This is a genomic window from Moorella naiadis (nom. illeg.), from assembly GCF_051020825.1.
Classification (GTDB): Bacteria; Bacillota; DSM-521; order Neomoorellales; family Neomoorellaceae; genus Neomoorella; species Neomoorella naiadis.
The window spans coordinates 50,458-74,142 of sequence record NZ_JAXGFQ010000013.1 but is presented as its reverse complement, the minus strand read 5'-3'; the positions used below and the strand labels follow the sequence as shown (position 1 = coordinate 74,142).

The 23,685-nt window shown below is 59.7% G+C and carries 18 protein-coding genes and 3 riboswitches; of the genes, 16 read left to right on the top strand and 2 right to left on the bottom strand.

Annotated features, from left to right (window positions below; all coding sequences use genetic code 11):
- The first annotated feature begins 63 nt into the window (after window positions 1-63).
- Genes xdhA through SDD30_RS09985 form a run of 5 tightly spaced genes read left to right on the top strand, consistent with a single transcriptional unit; the run spans window position 64 to window position 5,952 of the window.
- Window positions 64-2,370 (top strand): xanthine dehydrogenase molybdenum-binding subunit XdhA, encoded by a 2,307-nt coding sequence (xdhA, locus tag SDD30_RS10005; RefSeq protein WP_434074778.1) that lies wholly within the window; start codon window positions 64-66, stop codon window positions 2,368-2,370.
- The gene (gene xdhB / locus SDD30_RS10000; protein ID WP_434074777.1) at window positions 2,370-3,254 is read left to right on the top strand and encodes a xanthine dehydrogenase FAD-binding subunit XdhB; all 885 of its coding nucleotides are present in this window, start codon (window positions 2,370-2,372) and stop codon (window positions 3,252-3,254) included. The genes xdhA and xdhB overlap by 1 nt, the downstream gene beginning before the upstream one ends.
- Window positions 3,247-3,708 carry a xanthine dehydrogenase subunit XdhC gene (gene xdhC, locus SDD30_RS09995; RefSeq protein WP_434074776.1) on the top strand — a complete coding sequence of 154 codons (462 nt, stop codon included), beginning with the start codon at window positions 3,247-3,249 and terminating at the stop codon, window positions 3,706-3,708. The genes xdhB and xdhC overlap by 8 nt, the downstream gene beginning before the upstream one ends.
- A gap of 16 nt (window positions 3,709-3,724) precedes the next feature.
- On the top strand, window positions 3,725-5,050 hold the full coding sequence (ssnA, locus tag SDD30_RS09990) for a putative aminohydrolase SsnA (protein WP_434074775.1): 1,326 nt from the start codon (window positions 3,725-3,727) through the stop codon (window positions 5,048-5,050).
- A 14-nt stretch (window positions 5,051-5,064) separates the two neighbouring features.
- Window positions 5,065-5,952, top strand: a complete 888-nt coding sequence (locus tag SDD30_RS09985; protein ID WP_434074774.1) for an FAD binding domain-containing protein — start codon at window positions 5,065-5,067, stop codon at window positions 5,950-5,952.
- Between the two features lie 257 nt (window positions 5,953-6,209).
- Here SDD30_RS09985 and SDD30_RS09980 read toward each other — a convergent pair whose 3' ends face one another.
- Both SDD30_RS09980 and SDD30_RS09975 read right to left on the bottom strand, forming a co-directional pair.
- Window positions 6,210-7,358, bottom strand: a complete 1,149-nt coding sequence (locus SDD30_RS09980) for a pyridoxal phosphate-dependent aminotransferase (protein WP_434074800.1) — start codon at window positions 7,356-7,358, stop codon at window positions 6,210-6,212.
- Window positions 7,359-7,433: 75 nt separating this feature from the next.
- The gene (locus SDD30_RS09975; protein ID WP_434074773.1) at window positions 7,434-8,423 is read right to left on the bottom strand and encodes a 2-hydroxyacid dehydrogenase; all 990 of its coding nucleotides are present in this window, start codon (window positions 8,421-8,423) and stop codon (window positions 7,434-7,436) included.
- A gap of 188 nt (window positions 8,424-8,611) precedes the next feature.
- Window positions 8,612-8,712: riboswitch (purine riboswitch) on the top strand.
- Between the two features lie 187 nt (window positions 8,713-8,899).
- Here SDD30_RS09975 and SDD30_RS09970 point away from each other — a divergent pair.
- From SDD30_RS09970 to gcvH, 11 genes are all read left to right on the top strand, one after another.
- Window positions 8,900-10,045, top strand: a complete 1,146-nt coding sequence (locus SDD30_RS09970) for a BMP family ABC transporter substrate-binding protein (protein ID WP_434074772.1) — start codon at window positions 8,900-8,902, stop codon at window positions 10,043-10,045.
- Window positions 10,046-10,347: 302 nt separating this feature from the next.
- Window positions 10,348-11,865 (top strand): ABC transporter ATP-binding protein, encoded by a 1,518-nt coding sequence (locus tag SDD30_RS09965; RefSeq protein ID WP_434074771.1) that lies wholly within the window; start codon window positions 10,348-10,350, stop codon window positions 11,863-11,865.
- The gene (locus SDD30_RS09960) at window positions 11,865-12,992 is read left to right on the top strand and encodes an ABC transporter permease (RefSeq protein WP_434074770.1); all 1,128 of its coding nucleotides are present in this window, start codon (window positions 11,865-11,867) and stop codon (window positions 12,990-12,992) included. Before SDD30_RS09965 ends, SDD30_RS09960 begins: the two co-directional genes overlap by 1 nt.
- 5 nt (window positions 12,993-12,997) lie before the next feature.
- A complete protein-coding gene (locus SDD30_RS09955; protein WP_434074769.1) occupies window positions 12,998-13,933 on the top strand; it encodes an ABC transporter permease in 936 nt (311 codons plus the stop codon).
- A 304-nt stretch (window positions 13,934-14,237) separates the two neighbouring features.
- Window positions 14,238-17,279: a putative selenate reductase subunit YgfK gene (gene ygfK / locus SDD30_RS09950; RefSeq protein WP_434074768.1), complete on the top strand. Its 3,042-nt coding sequence runs from the start codon at window positions 14,238-14,240 to the stop codon at window positions 17,277-17,279.
- A 199-nt stretch (window positions 17,280-17,478) separates the two neighbouring features.
- On the top strand, window positions 17,479-18,423 hold the full coding sequence (gene arcC / locus SDD30_RS09945) for a carbamate kinase (RefSeq protein WP_434074767.1): 945 nt from the start codon (window positions 17,479-17,481) through the stop codon (window positions 18,421-18,423).
- A 40-nt stretch (window positions 18,424-18,463) separates the two neighbouring features.
- Window positions 18,464-19,120 carry an L-serine ammonia-lyase, iron-sulfur-dependent subunit beta gene (sdaAB, locus tag SDD30_RS09940; RefSeq protein WP_434074766.1) on the top strand — a complete coding sequence of 219 codons (657 nt, stop codon included), beginning with the start codon at window positions 18,464-18,466 and terminating at the stop codon, window positions 19,118-19,120.
- Window positions 19,107-20,015, top strand: a complete 909-nt coding sequence (sdaAA, locus tag SDD30_RS09935) for an L-serine ammonia-lyase, iron-sulfur-dependent, subunit alpha (RefSeq protein WP_434074765.1) — start codon at window positions 19,107-19,109, stop codon at window positions 20,013-20,015. Before sdaAB ends, sdaAA begins: the two co-directional genes overlap by 14 nt.
- Before the next feature lie 310 nt (window positions 20,016-20,325).
- The gene (locus tag SDD30_RS09930) at window positions 20,326-21,480 is read left to right on the top strand and encodes an iron-containing alcohol dehydrogenase (protein WP_434074764.1); all 1,155 of its coding nucleotides are present in this window, start codon (window positions 20,326-20,328) and stop codon (window positions 21,478-21,480) included.
- Between the two features lie 154 nt (window positions 21,481-21,634).
- A riboswitch (glycine riboswitch) is annotated at window positions 21,635-21,739 on the top strand.
- Between the two features lie 3 nt (window positions 21,740-21,742).
- A riboswitch (glycine riboswitch) is annotated at window positions 21,743-21,888 on the top strand.
- Window positions 21,889-21,956: 68 nt separating this feature from the next.
- Entirely contained in the window at window positions 21,957-23,069 is a 1,113-nt protein-coding gene (gcvT, locus tag SDD30_RS09925) for a glycine cleavage system aminomethyltransferase GcvT (protein WP_434074763.1), read from the top strand.
- 222 nt (window positions 23,070-23,291) lie between these two features.
- Window positions 23,292-23,684 (top strand): glycine cleavage system protein GcvH, encoded by a 393-nt coding sequence (gene gcvH, locus SDD30_RS09920; RefSeq protein ID WP_434074762.1) that lies wholly within the window; start codon window positions 23,292-23,294, stop codon window positions 23,682-23,684.
- Window position 23,685: the final 1 nt, after the last annotated feature.

Sequence of the window (23,685 nt, the reverse complement as noted above, 5' to 3'; positions counted from 1 at the left end):
CCAGTACAGTAGCATACTGATTCGCAAGAACGCTATTTTCAGGCTAGAAATGGAGGGGACAGTATGGGAGCCGTAGTAGGGAAGAGCGTAAGCAGGGTTGACGCAGCGGCCAAGGTTACTGGCCAGGCCAAATATACCGGCGACTTTAGTTTCAGGGACATACTGGTAGGCAAGATACTGAGGAGCCCTTACGCCCACGCCCTCATCAAAAATATTGACACCGGCCAAGCCAGGGCTTTGCCCGGCGTCGAAGCAGTCTTAACCTATCGCGATGTGCCGTGTAACAAGTTTCCCACTGCCGGGCACCCCTATGCCCTGGACCCGCGGCACAGGGATAAAGCCGACCGGACGATACTGACCGATAAAGCCCGTTTTGTCGGGGACGCCGTAGCCGCTGTGGTAGCCAGGGACGAGCTGGTAGCAGCAGAAGCCCTGCAGTTGATTAAGGTCGAGTATGAAGAACTGGAACCCCTTCTCACTCCGGAAGCGGCTATGGCAGAAGGCGCGCCTTTAATCCACGAAGACGCTCCCCGGAATATCCTCAGCGCCAACGGTTATACCATCGGCGATGTCGAAGCGGCCTTCCAGGAAGCGGATTATATCTTTGAGGACGAACTGGAGACGAGTATTGTCCAGCACTGCCAGCTGGAGAACCATATCTCCATCGCCTACGTCGACAGCGACGGCCGCATCGTCATTATCACCTCCACCCAGATCCCCCATATCGTGCGGCGGATCGTCGGCCAGGCTTTAGGAATTCCCTGGGGCCGGGTACGGGTGATTAAACCCTATATCGGCGGCGGCTTCGGCAGCAAACAGGATGCCTGTCTAGAACCTTTAGCTGCGGCCATGACCCTGGCCGTGGGGGGCCGGCCGGTCAAGCTGGAGCTATCCCGGGAAGAATGCATGATTGATACCCGCACCCGCCACGCCTTTAAATTTAAACTGAAGACGGGTGTTTCTAAAGATGGCAAGCTGATTGGCATGCACATCCAAGCCGTCTCTAACACCGGGGCCTATGCCTCCCACGGCCATTCCATTGCCATGGCCGGGGGTTCCAAGTTCCGGATCCTTTACCCTATGCCGGCCCTCAAATACGAGCCCCGGACCGTGTATACCAACCTGCCGGTGGCCGGGGCCATGCGGGCCTACGGCTCGCCCCAGATCACCTTTGCCGTGGAGAGCCACTTTGACGATATCGCCCGTAAACTCCACCTGGACCCCATTGAGTTCCGCCTGAAGAACCTGGTTACCGAGGGCTATACCGATCCCCTGAACGGCAACAAGGTGCGGAGCTGCGGCATCCGCGAGTGCATCGCCAAAGGTAAGGAGCTTATCAAATGGGATGCGAAGAAAGAGCGGTATAAAAACCAGACCGGCGACAAGCGCCACGGCCTGGGCATGGCCTGCTTCAGCTACGGTTCCGGCACTTACCCCGTGGGGTTGGAGATTGGTGGCGCCCGGATTGTACTGAACCAGGACGGTTCCGTGCAGTTGCAGCTGGGGGCTACGGAGATCGGCCAGGGAGCCGACACCATCTTCGCCCAGATGGTGGCTGAAACCTTGGGCCTGCCGGTTGACATGGTGCACGTAGTCTCCACCCAGGATACAGATATCTCCCCCTTTGATACCGGAGCCTACGCCTCCCGGCAGACCTACGTCACCGGCATGGCCGTAGCCAAAGCAGCAGCCGAGGTCAAAAAGAAGATCCTGGATTTCGTCCAGAAGATGACCGATATCCCCACCCACGCCCTAGATATCAAAGAGCAAAACATCGTTTACAAACATTCAGGGGAAATAGTCATGCCCCTGGCCGAAGTCGCCCTCCAGAGTTATTACGATTTGGTCCTGGCCGAACCGATAACCAGCGATACCACCAACAACGCCCGGGTCAACGCCTTCGTCTTCGGCGTCACTTTTGCCGAGGTGGAAGTGGACCTGCAGACCGGCAAAATCGAGGTCCTGGAGATCTATAACGTCCACGACTCCGGCAAGATTGTCAACCCCCTGCTGGCTGCGGGTCAGGTCCACGGCGGTGTCAGCATGGGCCTGGGCTACGCCTTATCCGAGCAGATGCTGTTTGACGAACAAACGGGGCGGCCCCTCAACAACAACCTCCTGGACTACAAACTGCCGACGATTATGGATGTCCCAGAGATCGGAGTAGATTTTGTGGAGACCTTTGAGCCCACCCACCCCTTCGGCTGCAAATCCCTGGGCGAGCCGCCGACCATACCCGTCGCCCCGGCCATTCGCAACGCTGTTCTGGACGCTACGGGGGTAGCCTTTAACCGGTTACCCTTGAACCCCCAATTAGTCTTCGAGAAATTCAAGGAAACCGGGTTAATCCAGGAAGGCGGTGAGGATTAATGTATAACTTTGAGGAATACTTTGAGGCTGCTACCGTAGCCGAAGCCCTGGACCTGCTGGTGGATCATCCCGACTTAACCGTCATTGCCGGCGGTACTGACGTCCTGATTAAAATGCACCACGGCCAACTGGCAAAGGCCAGCTTGTTGAGCATCAGGGGCATCCAATCCCTCCAGGGTATCCAGCAACTGGAGGACGGCACTATTCTCATCGGGCCCCTGACGACCTTTACCCAGGTAATCAATGACCCGGTAATCCAGGGGCAGATACCTGTCTTAGCGGAAGCCGCCGCCTCCATGGGTGGGCCCCAGATCCGTAATGTAGCTACTATCGGCGGTAATATCTGCAACGGCGCCACCTCCGCCGACAGCGCCCCGACCCTCTTGGCCCTTAATGCCCGGCTGAAGTTACAGTCCCGGCAGGGCGAACGGGTGGTTCCCATCCAGGAGTTTTACCTGGGGCCGGGTAAAGTGGATTTAAAACCCGGTGAACTCTTAACGGCCATTACCATTGTTCCGGCGGATTACCAGGGTTACGGCGGCCGTTATATTAAATTCTCCATGCGTAAGGCCATGGACATCGCCACCTTGGGCGTGGCGGTGTTATGCCGGCTAAGGGAAGGCAACATTTTGGCTGATGTCAGGATCGGCCTGGGGGTGGCCGGGCCGACGCCTCGCCGCTGCCCGGAGGCCGAAGCTTACGCCCGGGGCAAGGCTGTCACGCCGGAAACCATGAAGACCATCGGCCGGCTGGCCGTTAAGTCGACCCGGGCCCGGACTTCCTGGCGGGCCTCGAAAGAATACCGGGAGCACCTGGTGGCGGAGCTGACCCGGCGCGCCCTGCGGGCGGCCATTAGCAGAGCGGGGGGTGAAGGGATTGCTTAAAAAGATTTCTTTGACGGTCAACGGTTCGCCGGTAACCCTGGAAGTAGACGTGCGGGAATCCCTGCTGGAAGTGCTACGCAACCGCCTGGGCTATACCGGGGTCAAAAAGGGCTGCGGCGTGGGTGAGTGCGGTGCTTGTACCGTCCTCATCGACGGCACCCCTATTGATTCCTGCATCTACCTGGCCGTGTGGGCCGACGGTAAAGAGGTAATAACCGTCGAGGGTATAGCTAAAAACGGCGAGCTATCCAAGGTACAGCTGGCCTTTATTGAAGAGGGAGCCGTCCAGTGCGGCTTCTGCACGCCGGGCTATATTATGACGGCCACGGCCATGGCCAACAGCGGTAAAAAGTATACGCGGGAAGAGATTAAACGGGAACTCTCCGGCCACTTATGTCGCTGCACCGGCTACCAGAACATCATTAAGGCCGTAGAGAAGGCCCTAAAGGAATAAGAAGGAGGGGGACCCTGTGCTGCTAATCGGTAACGGACGCCTGCTTTCCCTGGTGCCGGAAAAACCCTACCAGGAAGACGGGGCGGTGGCCGTTGATGGCGACCGGATTGTCGCCACCGGGACCACAGCTGAACTCCAAGAACGCTACCCCAAGGCCGATTGGCTGGATGCCCGGGGTATGGTTATTATGCCCGGCATGACCAACACCCACATGCACCTCTATAGTACCTTCGCCCGGGGTATGGCCTTAAAGGACCAACCGCCGACTAACTTCCTGGAGATCCTCCAGCGCCTGTGGTGGCGCCTGGATAAGGCTTTGACCTTGGAGGACGTCTATTACAGCGCCCTGCTCCCCATGATTGACTGTATCAAGAGCGGTACCACCACTATCCTGGATCACCACGCCAGCCCCCATGCCGTTACCGGCAGCCTGGAGGCCATCGCCAGGGCCGCCCGGGAAACAGGAGTGCGGACCTGCCTGGCCTATGAAGTCTCCGACCGCGACGGCGAAGAGATTATGCGCCAGGGGATCGCCGAAAACGTTGCTGCCATCAAGAAGTATCGCGGCCGGGATGATTTGCTTTCGGCCACCTTCGGCCTCCATGCCTCCTTGACCCTGTCCGACGCCACCCTGGCCGCCTGCCGGGAGGCCGCCGGCGAGGTGGGGAGCGGCTTTCATATCCACGTGGCCGAGGGCATCCAGGACGTGGAGGACTCCCTGGCCAAAGCCGGCAAACGGGTAGTTGAACGCCTGGCTGCCAGTGGTATCCTGGGTCCGGACACCATTGCCGCCCATTGTGTCCATGTCACCGAAAGGGAAATTGCCATCCTTAAAGAAACAGGGGCACTGGTAGTTCACAATCCGGAATCCAATATGGGTAACGCCGTGGGCTGCGCCCCGGTGGGCGACCTCCTGGCTGCCGGCGTCACCGTCGGCCTGGGAACGGACGGCTATACCAGCGATATGTTCGAATCCCTGAAGACAGCCAATGTGTTGCGCAAGTTTGTTTCCGGCGACCCCGGTGCCGGCTGGGCGGAGGTGCCGGCCCTGGCCTTTGATAATAACCGGCGCATCCTCTCTCGGTTCTTCCGCCGGCCCCTGGGCCGCCTGGAACCCGGGGCCTACGCCGACGTGATCCTGGTCGACTACCAGGCGCCGACACCCCTGACGGCGGCCAACTGGTTCGGCCATCTCCTTTTCGGCTTCAACGGCGGCCTAGTGGATACTACCATCATCGGCGGCCGGGTCCTCATGCGGGGGCGGCAGCTCCAGCACCTGGACGAAGGGGCCATCGCCGCTAAAGCGCGGGAACTGGCAGTAAAAGTTTGGGAGAGATTTTAGAGGAGGGGGATAGCATGCCCCGGCAGTACCTTTTCGCCACCTCAACGGCCGAAGGCCTGGCTATGCTGGCCGCCAACCCGGGGGCGCGCCTCATTGCCGGCGGCACCGACCTGGTCATTGACCTCAAGGAAGAGAAACGCCAGGTGAATACCCTGGTAGATATCACCCGCATTCCTGAATTAAAAACAATCAGTGCGACCGGGGGCCAGGTTATCCTGGGCGCGGCGGTCACCCACACCATGGCCGCCACTTCACCCCTTATCCGGGAGAAACTCCCGGCCCTGGCCGCCGCGGCCGCCGCCGTCGGCTCCCCTCAGGTGCGCAATGTCGGCACCCTGGCCGGTAATGTCGTTAACGCCCAGCCGGCGGCCGACACTGCTGTCGCCCTGGTGGCCCTGGGAGCAGTGGCTATCATCCTGGGTCCGGAGGGGGAACGCCGGGTGCCGGTGGCCGAACTCTATGCGGGAGTTGGTCGCTCCCGGGTAAACCCTGGCCGTGAAATGATCACCAGGTTCACCGTTGACCTCTGGGGAGAGGGTGAGGCTTCGGCCTTTGCCCGCCTGTCACCCCGCCGCGCCCTGTCCCTGCCCCTGCTCAATGTGGCCGTGCGGGTCCAGGCAGAGGGCGGCCGGTGCACCCGAGCGCGCATCTGCGTCGCCCCGGTGGCGCAGCAGCCCCTCCTTTGCGAGGAGGCTGCGACCGTACTGGTAGGCCGGGAGCCGGATGCCGATGTCATCGCCCGGGCGGCTGCAGCCGCCAGTGCCGCGGCCCGGCCCCGGGACAGCCTCCTCAGGGGTTCCAGCACCTACCGCAAGGAGATGACCTCGGTCCTGGTGAAACGGGCCTTAAGTGAAGCTTTTTTCCAGGCAACCAGCAGGAAAACCGCGATTTATGGCGAATAGTTACTTTGTGAAGAAAAATACCAGTTAATAACTTTTTATGGCAGGCAAAGGCGTCTACCTTGGGGTAAGGGAGCCCTAGAGGTAGGCGCTTTTTTCCGCCTTGGAGAAGCAGGGTGCAGGGCTGAGGACCAAGTCGGCTAGCCAGTAAACACCGGAACCCATAACTTTACCTCCGGCTCGACCAAGGTAAAAAAGGGCCAGGGGTGGAAGTACCAACCCCTGACCCTGTACCTGCGGGATCTGTTCCGGCATAAAACCTATAGTTCGTTAACAGCAGCGGTAATCTTCGCCAGGGCCTTTTCGATGTTCTCCACGGAGTTGGCATAGGAGAGGCGCAGGTAGCCTTCCCCATACTTGCCGAAGGCCGTACCGCTCAAGGCGGCTACGCCGGCTTTTTCCATCAAAAAGGTTTCCAGCTCCTGGCTGGAAAGTCCCAGACCCTTGATGTTGGGGAAAACGTAGAAGGAACCCAGGGGCCGTTTGCAGGTAATGCCGGGAATGTTGTTCAGACCGTCGACGATAATGTCTCGCCGCTGCTTGAACTCGGCCACCATGGCTGCAGCGGCGTCCTGGGGCCCGATCAGGGCTTCCTGGGCAGCCTTCTGGGTAAAGGCGGCGGTACAGGAGTTGGAGTTGACCATCAGCTGGGCGATACGCTCGGCCAGTTCCCGGTGCATGAGGCCGTAGCCGATCCGCCAACCGGTCATGGCGTAGGTCTTGGAAAAACCGTCCAGGATAATGGTCCAGTCTTTCATCCCCGACTGGGCGGCGATGGATACCGGCTGGGCGCCGTCGTAAACAATGCGGTCGTAAATTTCATCGGCCAGGACAATAATATTCTTACCCCGGACTAGGTCGGCAATGCGGCTGATATCTGCAGCCGTGAGGACACCGCCGGTGGGGTTGGCGGGTGAGTTGATAATCAGGAGTTTAGTCCTGGGGGTAATCAGGCTCGCCAGCTCATCGACGTCCAGGCGGAAGTCATTCTCTTCGCGGATGGGGATGGGAACTGCCTTGCCGCCGACGAAATTGATAACCGATTCATAGATGGGGAAGCCGGGGTTGGGGTAAATGACTTCATCGCCAGGGTTAACTAGGGACAGGATGGTAAAAAACATGATGGGCTTACCACCGGGAACAATGACGACCTCTTCCGGGTCGTAATGGACCCCCTTCTGCCGGGTGGCATACTCGGCAATGGTCGCCCGGACCTCGGGCAGGCCGGGGGCCGGGGTGTAGTGGGTGTAACCCTCGTTAAGGGCGCGGATGCCGGCGTCAATGATGTTGCGCGGCGTGTTGAAGTCGGGTTCACCAATCTCTAGGTGGATGATCTCTTTACCCTGGGCCTCCAGGGCTTTGGCCTTGGCCAGGACCATGAAGGCGGTTTCCGTCCCCAGATTGGCCATTTTATCGGCAAGAATGTTTTCAAACACGGGTTTCTCCTCCTTGAAATGAGATGGGCGTAGTGGGAGGTGCACTTCTCACTTCCCACTTCTATTATAGTAAACCTCCGGGTTCAGGCACTGGGGCGGCAGTTCGCCCTGGAGGGCGGCCAGCAGGTTGCGGGCGGCCATCAGGGCCATATTGGTGCGGGTTTCCCAGGTGGCGCTGGCGATGTGGGGGCAGAGGACCACGTTATCCAGGTCGGCCAGGCCCGGGGCCAGGTGTGGCTCGTTCTCGAAGACATCCAGGCCGGCGCCCCAGATCTCCTTTTCCTGGAGGGCCTGGACCAGGGCCTGCTCGTCAATGACAGGACCGCGGGAGGTGTTAATCAGAATGGCCGATTTCTTCATCAGTTGCAATTCCGGCGTGCTGATCAAATGGGTGGTGGAGGGCATTAACGGTACATGCAGGGAAATGAAATCGGCTTCCTTGAGTAGGGTTTCCTTGTCGACGAAGGTGCCGCCGGTGGCCTCTTCGAAGGCCTTATTCGGCTGGACGTCATGGTAAAGGACCCGCATATCGAAGCCCTTAGCTTTACGGGCAAAGGCAGTACCGATACGGCCGCCGCCGATAACCCCCAGGGTTTTACCGGTGATCTCTTGGCCGAGCATCAGCAGGGGACCCCAGCCTTTGTATTTACCGGCGCGGGTGAATTTGTCACCCTCCACTACTCGCCGGGCGACGGCGAAGAGCAGGGCCCAGGCCATGTCAGCCGTAGCTTCCGTCAGGACGCCCGGGGTATTGCTGATCATGATGCCGTGACGGGTAGCCGCCTTCAGATCGACATTGTTAAAGCCGACGGCTACGTTGGCAAAGATTGTGGCCCCTTTGGCGGCGGTAAACACCTCGTCATCCAAAGTATCCGTCAGGAGGCAGAGGACGGCATCGCGGCCCCGGACCTTATCCAGGAGTTCAGCCTTGGTCAGGACCCGGTCTTCGGGGTTGATCTCCAGGTCACAGTGTTCGGCCAGGAGATCCAGGGCCGGCTGGGGCACCAGGCGGGTAACATAGACGTTCCATTTGGCCATCAAGAATCCCTCCAAAAATTAAGTACAACTTTATTATCACTTATATTCGACGCCGGCATGTGATCTCCTTTAAAAAAGAAAACTTTAATACAGTATACATTTAAAATAGTCTCCTTTACCCGGTCATTTTTTAGAAAACCGAGCAGGATTTTGCGCCTCGACGGCGAACTTAATTATTAAAAGTGGAGGTCTTCTTCCCGAGGAGTCTTCGTATAATCCCGGAGATTGGTCCGGGGGTTTCTACCAGGTGACCGGAAGCACCTTGGCTACGAAGGGTAATTCCCTATTGTAGCAGGCGGTATACCTGGTTTTTCGTTTGTTAAGGAGGCTGTATAAAAGTTGCAACAGCTTTTTAAGGAGGTGATGGGTGCGCAAGCGAGGATAGTAGCCGGCCGGGTAGGAGGAGAGTAAGGTTAGCATTAAAGCAATTTAAAATCAAGGAGGTGTAAACCGTAGCAGATAAGCTACGGGAGTAGATGAGGAAAGGTTTACGAATGCTGGTAGTCCTGTTGCTGGCCCTGGTGGTAGCGGTGGCTGGCGCCGGTTGCGGCGGCGGTCAGAAAGCGGCTACAGACAATAGCAAGGGTGGCGGCCAGGCGGCTGGCGGCGGCCAGGACCAGAACCAAAAGATGAAGGTGGCTTTTGTTTATGTGGGTCCGGTGGGTGACGCCGGCTGGAGCTGGGAGCATGACCAGGGCCGCAAGTACCTGGAACAAAAACTGCCCTGGGTGGAAACCAGCTACATGGAGAATGTTCCTGAAGGGGCCGATTGCGAGCGCGTCCTTACCGAGCTGGCCGAAAAAGGCAACAAGATTATCTTTGCCACTAGCTTCGGTTATATGGATTACGTAATCAACGTTGCCAAGAAATACCCCAATGTCGTCTTCATGCACTGCTCCGGGTACAAGACGGCGGCTAACGTGGGCACCTACTTCGGTGCCATGGAAGAGGCCCGTTACCTATCGGGTATTGTGGCCGGCAAGATGACCAAGAAAAATGTCCTGGGCTTTGTCGCCGCCCATCCCATCCCCGAGGTTATCCGTGGCATCAATGCCTTTACCCTGGGGGCGCGTTCCGTTAACCCCAATGTTAAGGTGAAGGTAGTTTGGACCAATACCTGGTACGATCCGGCGGCGGAAAAGCAGGCGGCCCTGAGCCTGTTGGACGCCGGGTGCGATGTCATCGCCCAGCATCAGGACACCCCGGGACCGCAGCAGGCGGCCCAAGAGAAGGGGGCCTATGGTATCGGCTATGACAGCGATATGAGCCAGTTCGCCCCCAACGCCACCCTGACTTCGCCCATCTGGAACTGGGGTCCCTACTATGTGAAGACGGTGGAAGCCGTGAAAAACGGCACCTGGAAACCCGACCAGTACTATGGCACCATGAAGGACGGGATCATCGGCCTGGCGCCCTTCAACAAGATGGTGCCCCAGGATGTCCGTGACCTGGTAGAAAAGAAGAAGCAAGAGATTATTAACGGTAAATTCTTCGTCTTCCAGGGCCCCATCAAAGACCAGAGCGGCAAGGTCCGGGTCCAGGAAGGCCAAAAGATGAGCCACGATGATATCCTCGGCTTTAACTGGTTCGTTGAAGGTGTCGAGGGCGAAATCCCTAAATAGAGGTCTCTTTTAGAAGCGGGGCCGTGGGATTTACTTCCACGGCCCTTATCATAACTGACGGGTTAAGTACTATAATAATAATTACTCAAAAATTTAATGATAAATAACTGCGACCGGCAGGAATCTGCACTGGCTGTAGCGAATTGACTTAATGAAATGTCATAGAAGACAGCGCCTGGTCTTACCCCGTGGGGATAACCCGGAAGGCTGTAAGTGGATCAGAGAATTTTAACATTAGCCGTGCAGCCTCATAGGGGATATGACGGCATGGCTATGTTTACCTCTCAAGGAGGAATACGGGCATGACAGTACCGCTGGTTGAGATGCGGGGGATCACCAAGGTTTTCCCAGGGGTGGTGGCCAATGACGGCGTTAACCTGGCCGTCCACGCCGGGGAGATTCACGCCCTGCTGGGGGAGAATGGGGCTGGCAAGAGTACCCTCATGAGCGTCCTGACAGGTCTGTACCGGCCGGACGGCGGCGCGATCTACCTGGACGGGCAGCGGGTCAACTTTCGCTCCCCCAGGGACGCCATTGCGGCGGGTATCGGTATGGTCCACCAGCACTTTCGCCTGGTGGCGCCCTTTACGGTGACGGAGAATGTCGCCCTGGGGCTCAAGGGAGGCCTTAAGCTTAACTTGAACCGGCTGGGCGGGGAGATAGCCGAACTTTCCAGGGAGTACGGCCTCCAGGTGGACCCCCAGGCCCGGGTCTGGCAGCTCTCAGTAGGGGAGCAACAGCGGGTAGAGATTATCAAGCTCCTCTACCGGAAAGCGCGGGTCTTGATCCTGGATGAACCAACAGCCGTCTTGACCCCCCAGGAGGCCCGGGACCTCTACCAGACCTTGAAAAAGATGGCCAGCCAGGGTTGCGCCGTGATCTTTATTACCCATAAACTGCAAGAAGTCATGGATGCGGCCGACACTATCACCATCCTCCGGGGTGGTAAAACAGTGGCCACGGTGCCCAAAGCGGAAACCAGTGAAAAAGAACTGGCACGGATGATGGTCGGCCGGGAGATCGCCTGGCAGGGAGATAAGCCCGCCGCCCCAAAGGGCGCGAAGGTCCTGGAGATTAAGGATTTAAAGGCCTTAAACGATAAGGGCCTGCCGGCCCTGCGGGGTATCAACCTGGAGGTCTACGCCGGGGAAATCCTAGGCATTGCCGGGGTGGCTGGAAACGGCCAGCGGGAGCTGGCGGAGGTCATCGCCGGCTTACGGCCCTGCCGCGGGGGTACCATCACCGTCGCCGGGCAGGAACTCGGCCAGTGCGACCCCTGCCGGGTCATCAAGGCCGGGGTTGGTTATATACCTGAGGACCGCCTGGGTACGGGGCTGATACCCAACCTGGGCGCCGTAGATAACCTGCTCCTGAAGGAGTATCGCCATCCCCGCTGGGGCCGGACCCTGATGAACCGCCGGGCGGCGCGCCTGTGGGCCAACGAACTGGTGGAGCACTTTAAAGTCAAGATGGCCGGCCTGGAGGCCCCGGTAAAGATGATGTCCGGCGGCAACCTGCAGCGGCTGCTCCTGGCCCGGGAGATCTCCTCGCGGCCGCGCCTGCTGGTGGCCGTCTACCCGGCCCGGGGCCTGGATGTGGGCGCTACCGAGGCTGTCCACCGCCTGCTCCTGGAGCAACGGGCTGCCGGTACAGCCATCCTTCTGGTCTCTGAAGACCTGGAAGAGCTCTTCCGCCTGGCCGACCGGATCGCCGTCATGTACGAGGGCCAGATTATGGGCCTGGTGGCCACCGGTGCAGCCAGTACCGAGGAACTGGGCCTGATGATGGCCGGGGCGAAAAGAATGGAGGTCGGAGCCTGATGCCAGCTACACCTGCACCCAAACCTGATACTACCGGCCGGGGTTCAGGGGCCACTGCCAGGCCTTTCATTACCTGGGAGAAGCGCCTGGAGCCCTCGCGCTTCATGGCTCTAGTGGTTCCCATTATCTCGGTGATCCTGGCCCTGGCCGTGGGCGCCATCTTCCTGGCGGCCACCGGCTTTCAACCAATGAAAGTCTACCAGAGCATGCTCAACGGGGCTATTGGTTCTAAGTACGGCATTTCGGAGACCATCGTCAAGGCCATCCCTTTGATGCTGGCGGGCTTAGGAGTTTCCGTGGCCTTCCGCATGCTCCTCTGGAACATCGGCGCTGAGGGCCAGTTTTATATGGGTGCCTTTGGCGCCAGCTGGGTGGCCCTGACCTTTCCCCATTTACCGGCCTATATCATGCTGCCGGCCATGTTCCTGGCTGGATGCCTGATGGGCGCCCTGTGGGCCTTGCTCCCGGCCCTGCCCCGGGCGAAATGGGGTGTCAATGAGGTAATCACTACCCTGATGCTGAACTATGTGGCCATCCTTTGGGTGGATTACCTGGTTTACGGCCCCTGGAAAGACCCCAAGGGATTCAATTTTCCCCTGACTGCTCCCTTTAGTGATGCTGCTGCGCTGCCGACCCTTGCCGGTACCCGGGTGCACCTGGGCCTGATCTTCGCCCTGGTGGCAGCCGTAATCCTGGCCATTATCCTCTGGCGTACCAGGTGGGGCTATGAGATCCGGGTTATCGGCGAGAGCCCCCGGGCCGCCCGCTACGCTGGTATGAATATTGAGCGCAATATTATCCTGGTCATGCTCCTGAGCGGCGCCCTGGCCGGGCTGGCCGGCATGAGCGAGGTGGCCGGCATTACCCACCGCCTGCAGCACGGCATTTCCCCGGGGTACGGCTATACAGCCATTATCGTCGCCTGGCTGGCCAAGCTCCATCCGGCGACCATCATCCTGGTCTCCATCCTCTTCGGCGGTCTGATTGTCGGCGGTTACAGCGTTCAGACCTCCGGGGTGCCGGCGGCGACGGTCTCCATGCTCCAGGGGGCCATTCTCTTCTTCGTCCTGGGGGGCGAGATCTTGACCCACTACCGGCTGCATTTCGGCAGCAAGGAGGGTAAATAAATATTATGGAAAACTCGGTCTGGATTGCCACCCTGGCGGCGGCCATTACCGCCGGTACGCCTATCCTCTTTGCCGCCCTGGGGGAGATTATCGCCGAACGGGCCGGTATCCTCAACCTGGGGGTGGAGGGGATGATGCTCGTGGGGGCGGTGACGGGCTTTATGGTCGCCGTCAAGACCGCTAACCCCTGGCTGGGGTTCCTGGTGGCCCTGATAGCCGCCGGGGCGACGGCTTTGATCTTCGCCTTTTTAACCATCACCCTGCGGGCCAACCAGGTAGTCACCGGCCTGGCCCTGACCATCTTTGGCACCGGCTTGAGCGGTTTCCTGGGGAAACCTTTTGTGGGGATTCCCCTGCCCATGAGTTTTAAGCCGGTGGCTATCCCCATCCTTTCCCAGATCCCGATCTTGGGCCCGATTTTCTTCCGTCACGACGCCCTGGTATACTTGAGCTATATCTTGATCCCCATCCTTTGGTACTATTTCTACCGCACCCGGCCGGGATTGAACCTGCGGGCAGTAGGGGAGAACCCGGCGGCGGCCGATGCCCTGGGGGTCAATGTCTTTGCCCTGCGCTATATCTACGTGATCATCGGCGGCATGCTGGCCGGGGCCGGGGGCGCCTTCCTATCCCTGGCCTACGCTCCCAGCTGGCTGGAGAACATGACCGCCGGCCGCGGCTGGATTGCCGTGGCCCTGGTCATCTTCGCCGTCTGGGACCCGGTCAAGGCTTTGCTGGGCTCTTACCTCTTCGGGGGCGTCGACGCCCTCTCCTACACCCTCCAGGCGGCGACGAAGATCGCCATCCCTTCCTTCTTCTTAAAGATGCTGCCCTATATCCTGACGGTAATCGTCCTCATCATCGCTACCCGCCAGACCATGGTCAAGCATGTGGGCGCGCCGGGGGCACTGTCCATCCCCTACGATCGGGAGGAAAGGTAGCCAGAAGTGGCAGGGCTTCGCTAGTGACTTTAGTGGACTGGTTTATGAGTCGGGTAACGCCCCTTGCATAAGTAAAGAGATCAGGGCAAAGGCCATATTAGGCCTTTAAACCGTTAAAATTTACTCCCGGGTAAGCAGGATTAAATAAATTGAGGTCGAATTAATATATGTAAAAGTTAGTTGGCAGGCATACTAGCGGGACGGCTTTGGCAAGATGGGTAGGTGCGGGTCGAGGTCACCAGGAAGGCCGCCCGCATCTCGCCCGTTGCGCTGCCGCACATCTCATTTACGGGGGGAAAGAGGCATGGGTGACGCGATGCGACCGCTACCCTTTAGAAAACTATTAAACTGGGTTCTGGAAGAAAACCGGAAGTTCCACAGCATCTTTGGTATACCCCGGGAGAAATTCTTCCAGGCGGAAAAAGGTATTTACCGGCAATTATTTGGGGAATATTTGGAGAATGTTATCGGGCCGGCGGCCGGTCCCCATACCCAGCTGGCCCAGAATATCGTCGCTGCCTACCTGGCCGGCGGCCGCTTCTTTGAGCTGAAGACGGTCCAAATCCTGGATCGGCTGGAACTCCCCAAACCTTGCATCAATGCGACCGATGAGTGTTATAACGTTGAATGGTCAACGGAGCTAGCCATCGAAGAAGCCTTTAACGAGTATGTCAAGGCCTGGTTCCTGCTGCACGTTTTACAAAAGGAACTCTGGGGCAGCGACAGGCGCGGCTTTATGTTCAACATGAGTGTGGGTTACGATCTGCAGGGTATTAAATCCCCCAAGGTCGACGGCTTTATCGAGGGTCTTAAGGACGCCTCGTCTACCGCCATCTTCCAGGAGTGCCGGACGGTACTTAAGGAGGAGGTTGACCGCTTCACAGCTGTGGATGCCGCTTTTATCGATGGCATCTCACCCCACATCTGCAGTTCCGTCACCCTTTCCACCATGCACGGCTGCCCGCCGGCGGAGATCGAGACCATCTGCCGTTATCTCCTGGCTGAGAAGCAGCTTCATACCTTTGTCAAACTGAATCCCACCCTCTTGGGCTATGATTTTGTCAGAGAAACCTTGGACAAAATGGGCTATGGCTATATCCAGTTAAAAGAGGCATCCTTCAGCCACGACCTGCAGTACGCCGACGGCCTGGCCCTGGTGCAGAGGTTGCAGGAGTTCGCCCGGGAGCAAGGCCGGGGCTTTGGCGTTAAACTCTCCAACACCCTGCCGGCACAAATCACCCGGGGCGAGCTCCCCGGTGAGGAGATGTATATGTCGGGCCGGGCCCTTTATGCCTTGACCATCAACCTGGCCGCTCTGCTGGCCCGGGAGTTTAATGGCCGCTTGAAGATCTCCTACGCCGGCGGGGGTGACGCCTGGAACATCCCTGGTATCTTCGCAACGGGCATCTGGCCCATCACCGTAGCTACAACCCTACTAAAGCCGGGCGGCTACCTGCGCTTGCAGCAAATAGCCGCGGAACTGGCCGCACGGCTGGAGGATGTTGACGGTGTAGATGTCACCAGGCTGGCCGGGCTGGCGGCCGGGGCCGTGCAGGACCCTAACTTCCGCAAGGAGAAAAGGGCCGTCCCTAGCCGCAAGTTAAACCGGAAACTGCCCCTGACGGACTGTTTTGTCGCGCCCTGTACCGTCGGTTGTCCCATTGGCCAGGATGTACCGGAATACATCCGGCTGGTGGGGGAGAAGCGGTACCACGAGGCCTTTGAGCTGATAACCACTAAGAATCCCCTGCCCTTTATCACCGGCAGCATCTGCACCCAGCACTGCGCCGCCAAATGCACCCGCCTGGATTACGATGAACCGGTGCTTATCCGGTCGATGAAGAAGGTGGCGGATGAAGAGGGTTACCCGGTTAAGGTCGAGGCTGGGCCGGAAACGCAACGAACCACTGTTCGCGTGGCCGTGATCGGGGCGGGACCGGCGGGCCTGGCGGCCGGTTACTTCTTGGCCCGGGCCGGCCTGGGGGTTACCATCTTTGATGAAAGGGAAAAACCGGGCGGTACGGTGGCTTATGTGATCCCGGATTTCCGCATTTCCGGTGAGGCCATCGCCAGGGACCTGGAACTGGTACAGGCTACGGGTGTCAAATTCCAGCTGGGTGCCAGCCCCAACCTGACCGTGGCCCAGCTCTGGGAAAAAGGCTTTAAATACGTCTTCCTGGCCCCGGGGGCCGGGAAAACCCAAACCTTGCAACTAAAGGGTGGCGGGGAACGGGTCACCGGCGCCGTGGAATTCCTGTCGCGTTTTAAAGTCGACCCGCAGGCGGTGCACCTGGGTAAAAAGGTGGCCGTCATCGGCGGCGGCAACACCGCCATAGACGCCGCCCGGGCGGCCCGGCGGGTCCCCGGCGTCGAGGAAGTCTATATTATCTACCGCCGCACCCGGGCGTATATGCCGGCCAGCCAGGAAGAACTCCAGGAGGCCCTGGCTGAGGGTATAATCTTGAAAGAACTCCTGGCCCCCTACTCCTGGTCGGCAGGGGTATTGAGGTGTCAGAACATGGAACTCGCTGCCCTGGACGCCTCGGGGCGACCAGGAGTAGTCGCCCGGGAGGGCGAGTTCGAAGATTTGGCCGTCGACGCCGTTCTGGCCGCCACTGGCCAGGTGGTGGACGCGGCCTTCCTGGAGCGCAACGGTATTACCAGGGACGCCCGGGGCCGGGTTGTTGTCGACCCGGATACCAATGAGACCAGGGTAGCTAATGTCTTTATCGGCGGCGACGCCCTGCGCGGCCCGGCCACTATAGTAGAAGCCATTGCCGATGGCCGTAAAGCGGCTGCGGCGATCCTCGCCCGGGAGGGCCTGACGCCGCCCGCCACGGCCAGGGTGGCCTTCGATGATGATCAGAGGCTTAGGGAGGTTAACCAGAAGAAGGGCCTCCTCCAGGGCCCCTTTAACGACCCGGGCCAGGAACCGGGGCGCTGCCTGGAGTGCGGTTTTATCTGCAACATCTGCACGGAGGTCTGCCCCAACCGGGCCAACGTCGCCGTCCAGGCGGGTAACGCCGTTTTCCATAATCGTAACCAGATCATCCACGTTGACGGTATGTGTAACGAATGCGGCAACTGCGCCACCTTCTGCCCCTACGACGGCGCCCCGTATAAAGACAAATTGACCCTCTTCTGGAGCGAGGAGGATTTCAACAACAGCCAGAATAACGGCTTCCTCCTCCTGGAGGGTGGGGAGGAACCAGTCTTCAAAGTCAGGCTTGACGGCCAGGTACTGGAGGTTAAATTCGCGGCCAACGGTCAGACTGATACCAGCTTAGATAAAAGCGTTGCCGACCTGCTCCTGGCAACGTACCGGGACTACCGGCACCTCTTCTAAGCCACGATAATAAGGAGGACCCCAAAGAGACCCATCCGGGGCCGCTTATATGGCGGCCCCGGGAGCTTAATTTAACAGGGGTTTAATGTCACCCCTGTTTTTAATTTTATTTAAAAATCTCTGGTTGCCGGCAGGAAAAATTAAATTCATATTGAATAAATAAGCATAAAATAAAGCGTGGTTACATGGAGGGATAATTATGCCCCGGACCGTAGTTATGGCCTTTGGCGGTAACGCCATTACCCGCCCCGGCGAGAAGGGTACCTTTGCCGAGCAGAAGGCCAATGTCACCGCCACCTGCCGGCAGCTGGTCGATCTCGTCCGCGAGGGGTATCGCCTGGTTTTGACCCATGGCAATGGTCCCCAGGTGGGCAATCTGCTGCTTAAAAACGAAATGGCCAAGGATGTTGTACCGGCCATGCCCCTAGACGTTTTGGTGTCCAACACCCAGGGTTCCATTGGTTACGCCATCCAGCAGGCCCTGGGGTATGAACTGGCCTGCCACGGTTTAGAGGTACCGGTGGCGGCTATAGTTACCCAGGTGGTGGTGGCAGACTCTGACCCGGCTTTCCAGAACCCTACCAAGCCGGTGGGTCCCTTTTACAGCCGGGAGGAAGCCGAAAAGCTGATGCGGGAACGAGGCTACCGCATGGTCGAGGACAGCCACCGCGGCTGGCGGCGGGTGGTTCCTTCGCCCAAACCCCTGGAGATCATTGAGCGAGAAGCCATTAAAGCCCTGACCCGGGCGGGTATTATTGTGGTGGCCGCCGGGGGCGGCGGCATCCCGGTGGTGCGCCGGGATGACGGCAGCCTGGAAGGCGTCGAGGCCGTTATTGACAAGGACCGGGCCGCCACCATCCTGGCCAGCCAGGTCGAGGCGGAGGTTCTCTTCCTGCTCACCGATGTCGAACGGGTCTGCCTGGATTACGGCTTACCCACCCAGCGGGAAGTAGCCAGGTTAACGGTTGACGAGGCCCAGCGCTACCTGGCTGAGGGGCAATTTCCCCCGGGGAGCATGGGTCCCAAGGTGGAAGCGGCCATCGCCTTTGTAGCAGCAGGGGGCGAGAAGGCGATCATCGGCTCCCTGGCCCGGGCCGCCGAAGCGGTTGCCGGCCGTTCCGGCACGGAGATCGTCGCCGGGTAAAGGCGGGAGTGTTGAGCAAAAATATGGAGGGGCGACAGGTGTGGATGCCTTTCAAATCATCGGCCCGGTAATGATCGGGCCCTCCAGTTCCCATACCGCCGGGGCGGTGCGCATTGGCCGCCTGGCCCGGGCCATCCTGGGTGAGCAGCCCGTCCGGGCGGAGATCCTCCTCCACGGCTCCTTCGCCCGCACCTTCCGTGGCCACGGCACCGACCGCGCCCTGGTGGCCGGCCTGCTGGGCTTTGACGTTGCCGATGAACGGGTGCGGGAGGCCCTGGAACTGGCGCCGGCGGCCGGCCTGGAGGTTAGCTTCGGCGAGAAGGACCTGGGCGATGTGCACCCCAATTCGGTACAGTTGAATCTCCAGGGCCCGGAGCGGCGGGTCCGGGTAGTGGCCTCTTCCCTGGGCGGCGCCCAGGTGCTGGTCAGGAAAATTGACGATTTTGAAGTAGAACTCAATGGCGACCTGCCGACCCTGGTGGCGGCTTACCCCGACCGGCCGGGAATAATAGCAGCAGTGACTGCTTTACTGGCCGGCGTGGGGGTAAATATTGCCGGTATGCGGGTTTCCCGTAAGGAAGCCGGTGAACAGGCCCTGATGGTCGTGGAGACCGACCAGCCTATCCCTCCGGGGTTGGTGCCGGCCATGCGGGCTCTACCAATGATGGAGCGGGTGATCCAGATTGACCCGGTATAACTTCCAGAGCATGGCTGAACTCATGCAAATAGCCGGAGATGAAGGTTTAACCCTGGCCGGGGCGGTCAGCCGTTACCAGGAAGACCTGGAGGGCAAGACCCGGCAGGAGATTCGCCAGGTGATGGCTGACCGGCTGGCGGTCATGCGGGCGGCGGCCCGGAAGGGCCTCAGTGAGGAGATCCGTTCCCCCAGCGGCCTGGTGGGGGGCGGCGGCAAGCTCCTAGAGGAAAGACGCCTGAACGGCCAGAGTCTCTGCGGCAGTACCACCGCCCGGGCTATTGCCATTGCCATGGCCGTAGCCGAGATCAACGCCTCCATGGGCCGGGTGGTGGCCGCACCGACGGCCGGTTCCTGCGGTATCCTGCCCGGGGTTCTCCTGGCCTTGGAGGCGGAAAAGGGTCTGGAGGAAGACCGGCTCATCGACGGTCTCTTTGCCGCCGCCGGTATTGGCATGGTGGCCGCCCGGCAGGCCTCCCTTTCCGGGGCCGCCCTGGGCTGCCAGGCCGAAGTGGGCGTAGCTGCTGCCATGGCGGCGGCAGCAGCCGTGGAAATGGTTGGCGGGGAAGCGGAACGGGCCGCCAATGCCGCCGGGATAGCCCTCCAGAGCCTGATGGGCCTGGTTTGTGACCCGGTGGGCGGCCTGGTGGAGATCCCCTGCGTCAAGCGCAACGCTGCCGGCGCGGCCCAGGCCCTGGTAGCGGCCGATATCGCCCTGGCCGGGGTCCGGTGTTATATACCCCTGGATGAGATAATTGCCGCCATGGTTCAGGTCGGTCGCGCCCTGCCGTCGGCTTTGCGGGAAACCGGTACCGGCGGGATAGCCGCCTGCCCCACGGCCCGGAAACTGGCGGCCCAGATCGGGATCAAGACCGTGGATCAGGCTTCTTCCCAGTAAAGCCTTCTTAAATAAAGCCTGCAAAAAGTAAGCCCCGATGCCCACGGGTCTATCCCGCGGGTACCGGGGTTTCTAGTCCCGAAAATCAGTGCTGGCGAGAGTCCAGGCAAGATAGCCTCGTATATTGGCAGCCAACGCCCCGCCGGATTAAGCTTTACTAACACTTTTAGTCTAAAAGTAAACCTTATTTAGCAACTGGGGGAGGAAAATGAACCGGAGTGTCGAAATGATGTTATCGATGGAAATAGTAAGGTTTCATCGCATCGGGAAGCGTAAATCAAGGGCAACTACGCCCAGGGAGGAATAAAGAATGCCGGTACAGCGCTTTTTCTTGAGCACCGAATTCAGCTTCGGGCCGGGTGCCAGGAAGGAACTCACCCGCCTGGTGCAGGCTGAAGACCGGGTAATTATAATCACCGATGCCGGGCTGGTAAAAGCCGGAGTAGTGGCTATGGTGGAAGAGGTATTGCAGGGCCGGGTGGCCGGTTTGGAGGTCTTCAGCCAGGTGTCCGTCAACCCCCACGCGGCGGACGTCGAGGCGGCCTGCCGCGCGGCCCGGACGTGCGGGGCCACGGCGGTGGTGGCCGTCGGCGGCGGCAGCCCCATGGACGTGGCCAAGATGGTCAGCGTCCTCCTGACCAACCCGGGTACCCTGGCGGATTACCAGTGGGAGCGCAAACCCTTTACCCGGCCGGGCCTGAAGTTAATCGTCCTGCCTACCACCGCCGGGACCGGCAGCGAGGGGACGGCGACGGCGGTGATTATCGACCGCGACACCAAACAGGGTATAGTGGGGGACGAACTCCTGCCCAGGGCGGCCCTGCTGGACCCGGAGCTGATGGCCAGCCTGCCGCCGGCCATTACCGCCACCACCGGGATGGACGCCCTGACCCACGCCGTGGAAGCTTTAGTAGCCAGGGGAGCCAACCCCTTTACCAATGCTCTGGCGGCCGAGGCCGTGCGCCTGATTGCTAAATACCTGCGCCGGGCCTTTGCCTGCGGTGACGACTTAGAGGCCCGGGAGGGCATGGCCCTGGCCAGTACCCTGGCCGGGGTGGCCATGGACCAGGCCGGCCTAGGAGTGGTCCACGCCATGGCCGGGCCATTGAGCAGTTATTACAACGTCCCCCACGGCCTGGCCAATGCCGTGGTCCTGCCCCTGGGCATGCGTTACAATCTGGTGGCTGTACCCGAGAAGTATGCCTTCATCGCCGGCCTGTTGGGGGTGCCGGTCCAGAACCTGACGTCCCGGGCGGCGGCCCTGGAAGCCGTCCGGGCTGTCCAGGAACTCCAGGCCGACCTGCAGATCCGGCCTACCCTGAAGGACGATCTGCGGGATCCGGCCGACATCGAAAAGTTCGCCCGGGAGGCAGTGGCCATGTTTATCTGCCGGGCCAACCCGCGGGTGGTCAGTGCGGCTGATTGCCAGAGGCTGTTTGCAGAGGTCTTCGTCTATAAAGAGTAACGGCGATCAATGACAAAGGTAGGGCTCGGCATTTAATCAAGCTACAATTTTGCCTGATATGTTCACCCATAAAAAATACCTGAAAAGTTTTATGACGTAGCAGGAATTTCTCCCCCGGAAGCGAATATCATATTAACAACCACATACCGGGCGGATGAGGGGAGTGGAAGAGACCCTTTTGCAGGGCGCCGAAGGAGCAATTTTCCCCGGCAGGTGACGGGGAAAGGAACCTCTCAGGCAAAAGTACTACTCCCGGACCCAACTCTGGAGAGTTTCTTTAAAGCCGGGTTTGAGCATAGATTCAGCCCGGGCTGCCAGGCAACCGTCTGGACTGGGAACAACCAGGCTTTAAGGAACACCAAAGGGGAAGGTAGGCAACTGCCTAATCTCTCAGGTACCAGGACAGAGGCCATCACCGTTTTTTAACGGGGATGGCTTTTTTTGTGGACATACTAATGACAGCGAGGTGGGGTTAAGTGGCAGATTTAAAGGCGTCAGATTTAAAGCAGACGCCCCTTTATGCGGAACATGTGGCCGCCGGGGCGAAAATGGTGGAGTTCGGCGGCTGGCTCATGCCCGTCCAGTACAGCGGTATTATCGAAGAGCACCAGCGGGTGCGCACAGCTGCCGGGCTCTTCGACGTCTCCCATATGGGGGAGATTACCATTAAGGGTCCCGACGCCCTGAAGCTGGTCCAGAAACTGGTTACCAATGACGCCAGCCGGGCCACCGGCGACCGGGTGGTATACAGCCCCATGTGCTATCTGGACGGAGGTGTTGTCGATGACCTGTTGATCTATCCCCGGGGGGAAGGGGAGTACCTCCTGGTGGTCAACGCCGGCAACATCGACAAGGACTTCGCCTGGATCCAGGAGCATACCGCCGGTTTCCAGGTGGAGGTGAAAAACATCTCGCCAGCCACGGCCCAGCTGGCCCTGCAGGGACCCCGGGCCCTGGCGATCCTCCAGCCGTTAACGAAGGTGGATCTGGCTCCCTTGGGTTATTATCGCTGGACCGAGGGGGAGGTCCTGGGAGTGCACTGCCTGATCTCCCGCACCGGCTATACCGGTGAAGACGGCTTTGAGCTTTACTTTGAGGCGGCTGCGGCCCCGGCTATGTGGCGCCAGCTCCTGGCCGCAGGTCAAGAGGCTGGCCTGGTACCGGCCGGCCTGGGGGCCCGGGATACCTTGCGGTTGGAGGCGGCCCTACCCCTCTACGGCCACGAGTTAAGCCCGACCATCAGCCCCCTGGAAGCGGGCCTGGGCCGTTTCGTGCGCCTGGATAAGGGCGAGTTCAACGGCCGGGAGGCCCTGGCGGCCCAGCAGGAAGCCGGGGTCAAGCGGCAACTGATGGGGCTCACCATGCTCGACCGGGGGATTCCCCGGCCGGGATACCCTGTCCTGGCGGGGGGCCGGGAGATTGGCCAGGTGACTTCGGGCTCCCCGGCACCGACCCTGGGACAAAATATCGCCCTGGCCCTGGTAGAGGCAGGAACTGCTACCGTCGGCGGCGAACTAGAAGTGGGCATTCGCGGCCGCGCCAACCGCGCCCTGGTGGTGAAACTCCCCTTCTACCGCCGCCCGCAATAGCAAGCAGAATCGTCTCTGGTGTCACCATGATGTTGCAATACACCATCAATGCAGAGGTGTAAATGCAGGGACTTACCCAAAGTGGCGAGTCGCATCTACAAATGAGGGCAGCGAGAGATGGGCCCAACAGCTTTAATCTGAAACTGGTGCAACCAGTTTCGACAGGTATCCCACCTCCCACCTCTCACTTCCCACATCTCATTCAAAGGAGGAATTGCCAGCATGGATTTCCCCGCCAACTTACACTACAGCAAAGACCACGAATGGGTGGAAATCGATGGCAACCGGGCCCGCATCGGTATCACCGATTACGCCCAGGAATCCTTGGGGGACATCGTCTTCGTAGAATTACCCCAGGTCGGTGACGAACTGTCCGCCGGTGACAGCTTTGGCGTCGTCGAGTCCGTCAAATCGGCCTCCGACGTCTACGCTCCGGTAGGGGGCAAGGTTGTCGCCGTCAACGAAGCCCTCCTGGATGCCCCCCAGGATATCAACACCGACCCTTACGGCAAGGGCTGGATGATTGAACTAGAATTAGTTGACCCGGGTGAAGTAGAGAGCCTGATGGATGCTGGTGCTTACCAGCAACTGGTGAAGGAGGAGAAGGGGGAGTAAG

Excerpts from the sequence above, each read along its gene's own strand:
- xdhA (WP_434074778.1), top strand. The coding sequence starts at position 64 with ATGGGAGCCGTAGTAGGGAAGAGCGTAAGCAGGGTTGACGCAGCGGCC.
- xdhB (WP_434074777.1), top strand. The coding sequence starts at position 2,370 with ATGTATAACTTTGAGGAATACTTTGAGGCTGCTACCGTAGCCGAAGCC.
- SDD30_RS09985 (WP_434074774.1), top strand. The coding sequence starts at position 5,065 with ATGCCCCGGCAGTACCTTTTCGCCACCTCAACGGCCGAAGGCCTGGCT.
- SDD30_RS09980 (WP_434074800.1), bottom strand. The coding sequence starts at position 7,358 with ATGGCCAATCTGGGGACGGAAACCGCCTTCATGGTCCTGGCCAAGGCC.
- SDD30_RS09975 (WP_434074773.1), bottom strand. The coding sequence starts at position 8,423 with ATGGCCAAATGGAACGTCTATGTTACCCGCCTGGTGCCCCAGCCGGCC.
- SDD30_RS09970 (WP_434074772.1), top strand. The coding sequence starts at position 8,900 with ATGAGGAAAGGTTTACGAATGCTGGTAGTCCTGTTGCTGGCCCTGGTG.
- SDD30_RS09965 (WP_434074771.1), top strand. The coding sequence starts at position 10,348 with ATGACAGTACCGCTGGTTGAGATGCGGGGGATCACCAAGGTTTTCCCA.
- SDD30_RS09960 (WP_434074770.1), top strand. The coding sequence starts at position 11,865 with ATGCCAGCTACACCTGCACCCAAACCTGATACTACCGGCCGGGGTTCA.
- SDD30_RS09955 (WP_434074769.1), top strand. The coding sequence starts at position 12,998 with ATGGAAAACTCGGTCTGGATTGCCACCCTGGCGGCGGCCATTACCGCC.
- ygfK (WP_434074768.1), top strand. The coding sequence starts at position 14,238 with ATGGGTGACGCGATGCGACCGCTACCCTTTAGAAAACTATTAAACTGG.
- arcC (WP_434074767.1), top strand. The coding sequence starts at position 17,479 with ATGCCCCGGACCGTAGTTATGGCCTTTGGCGGTAACGCCATTACCCGC.
- SDD30_RS09930 (WP_434074764.1), top strand. The coding sequence starts at position 20,326 with ATGCCGGTACAGCGCTTTTTCTTGAGCACCGAATTCAGCTTCGGGCCG.
- gcvH (WP_434074762.1), top strand. The coding sequence starts at position 23,292 with ATGGATTTCCCCGCCAACTTACACTACAGCAAAGACCACGAATGGGTG.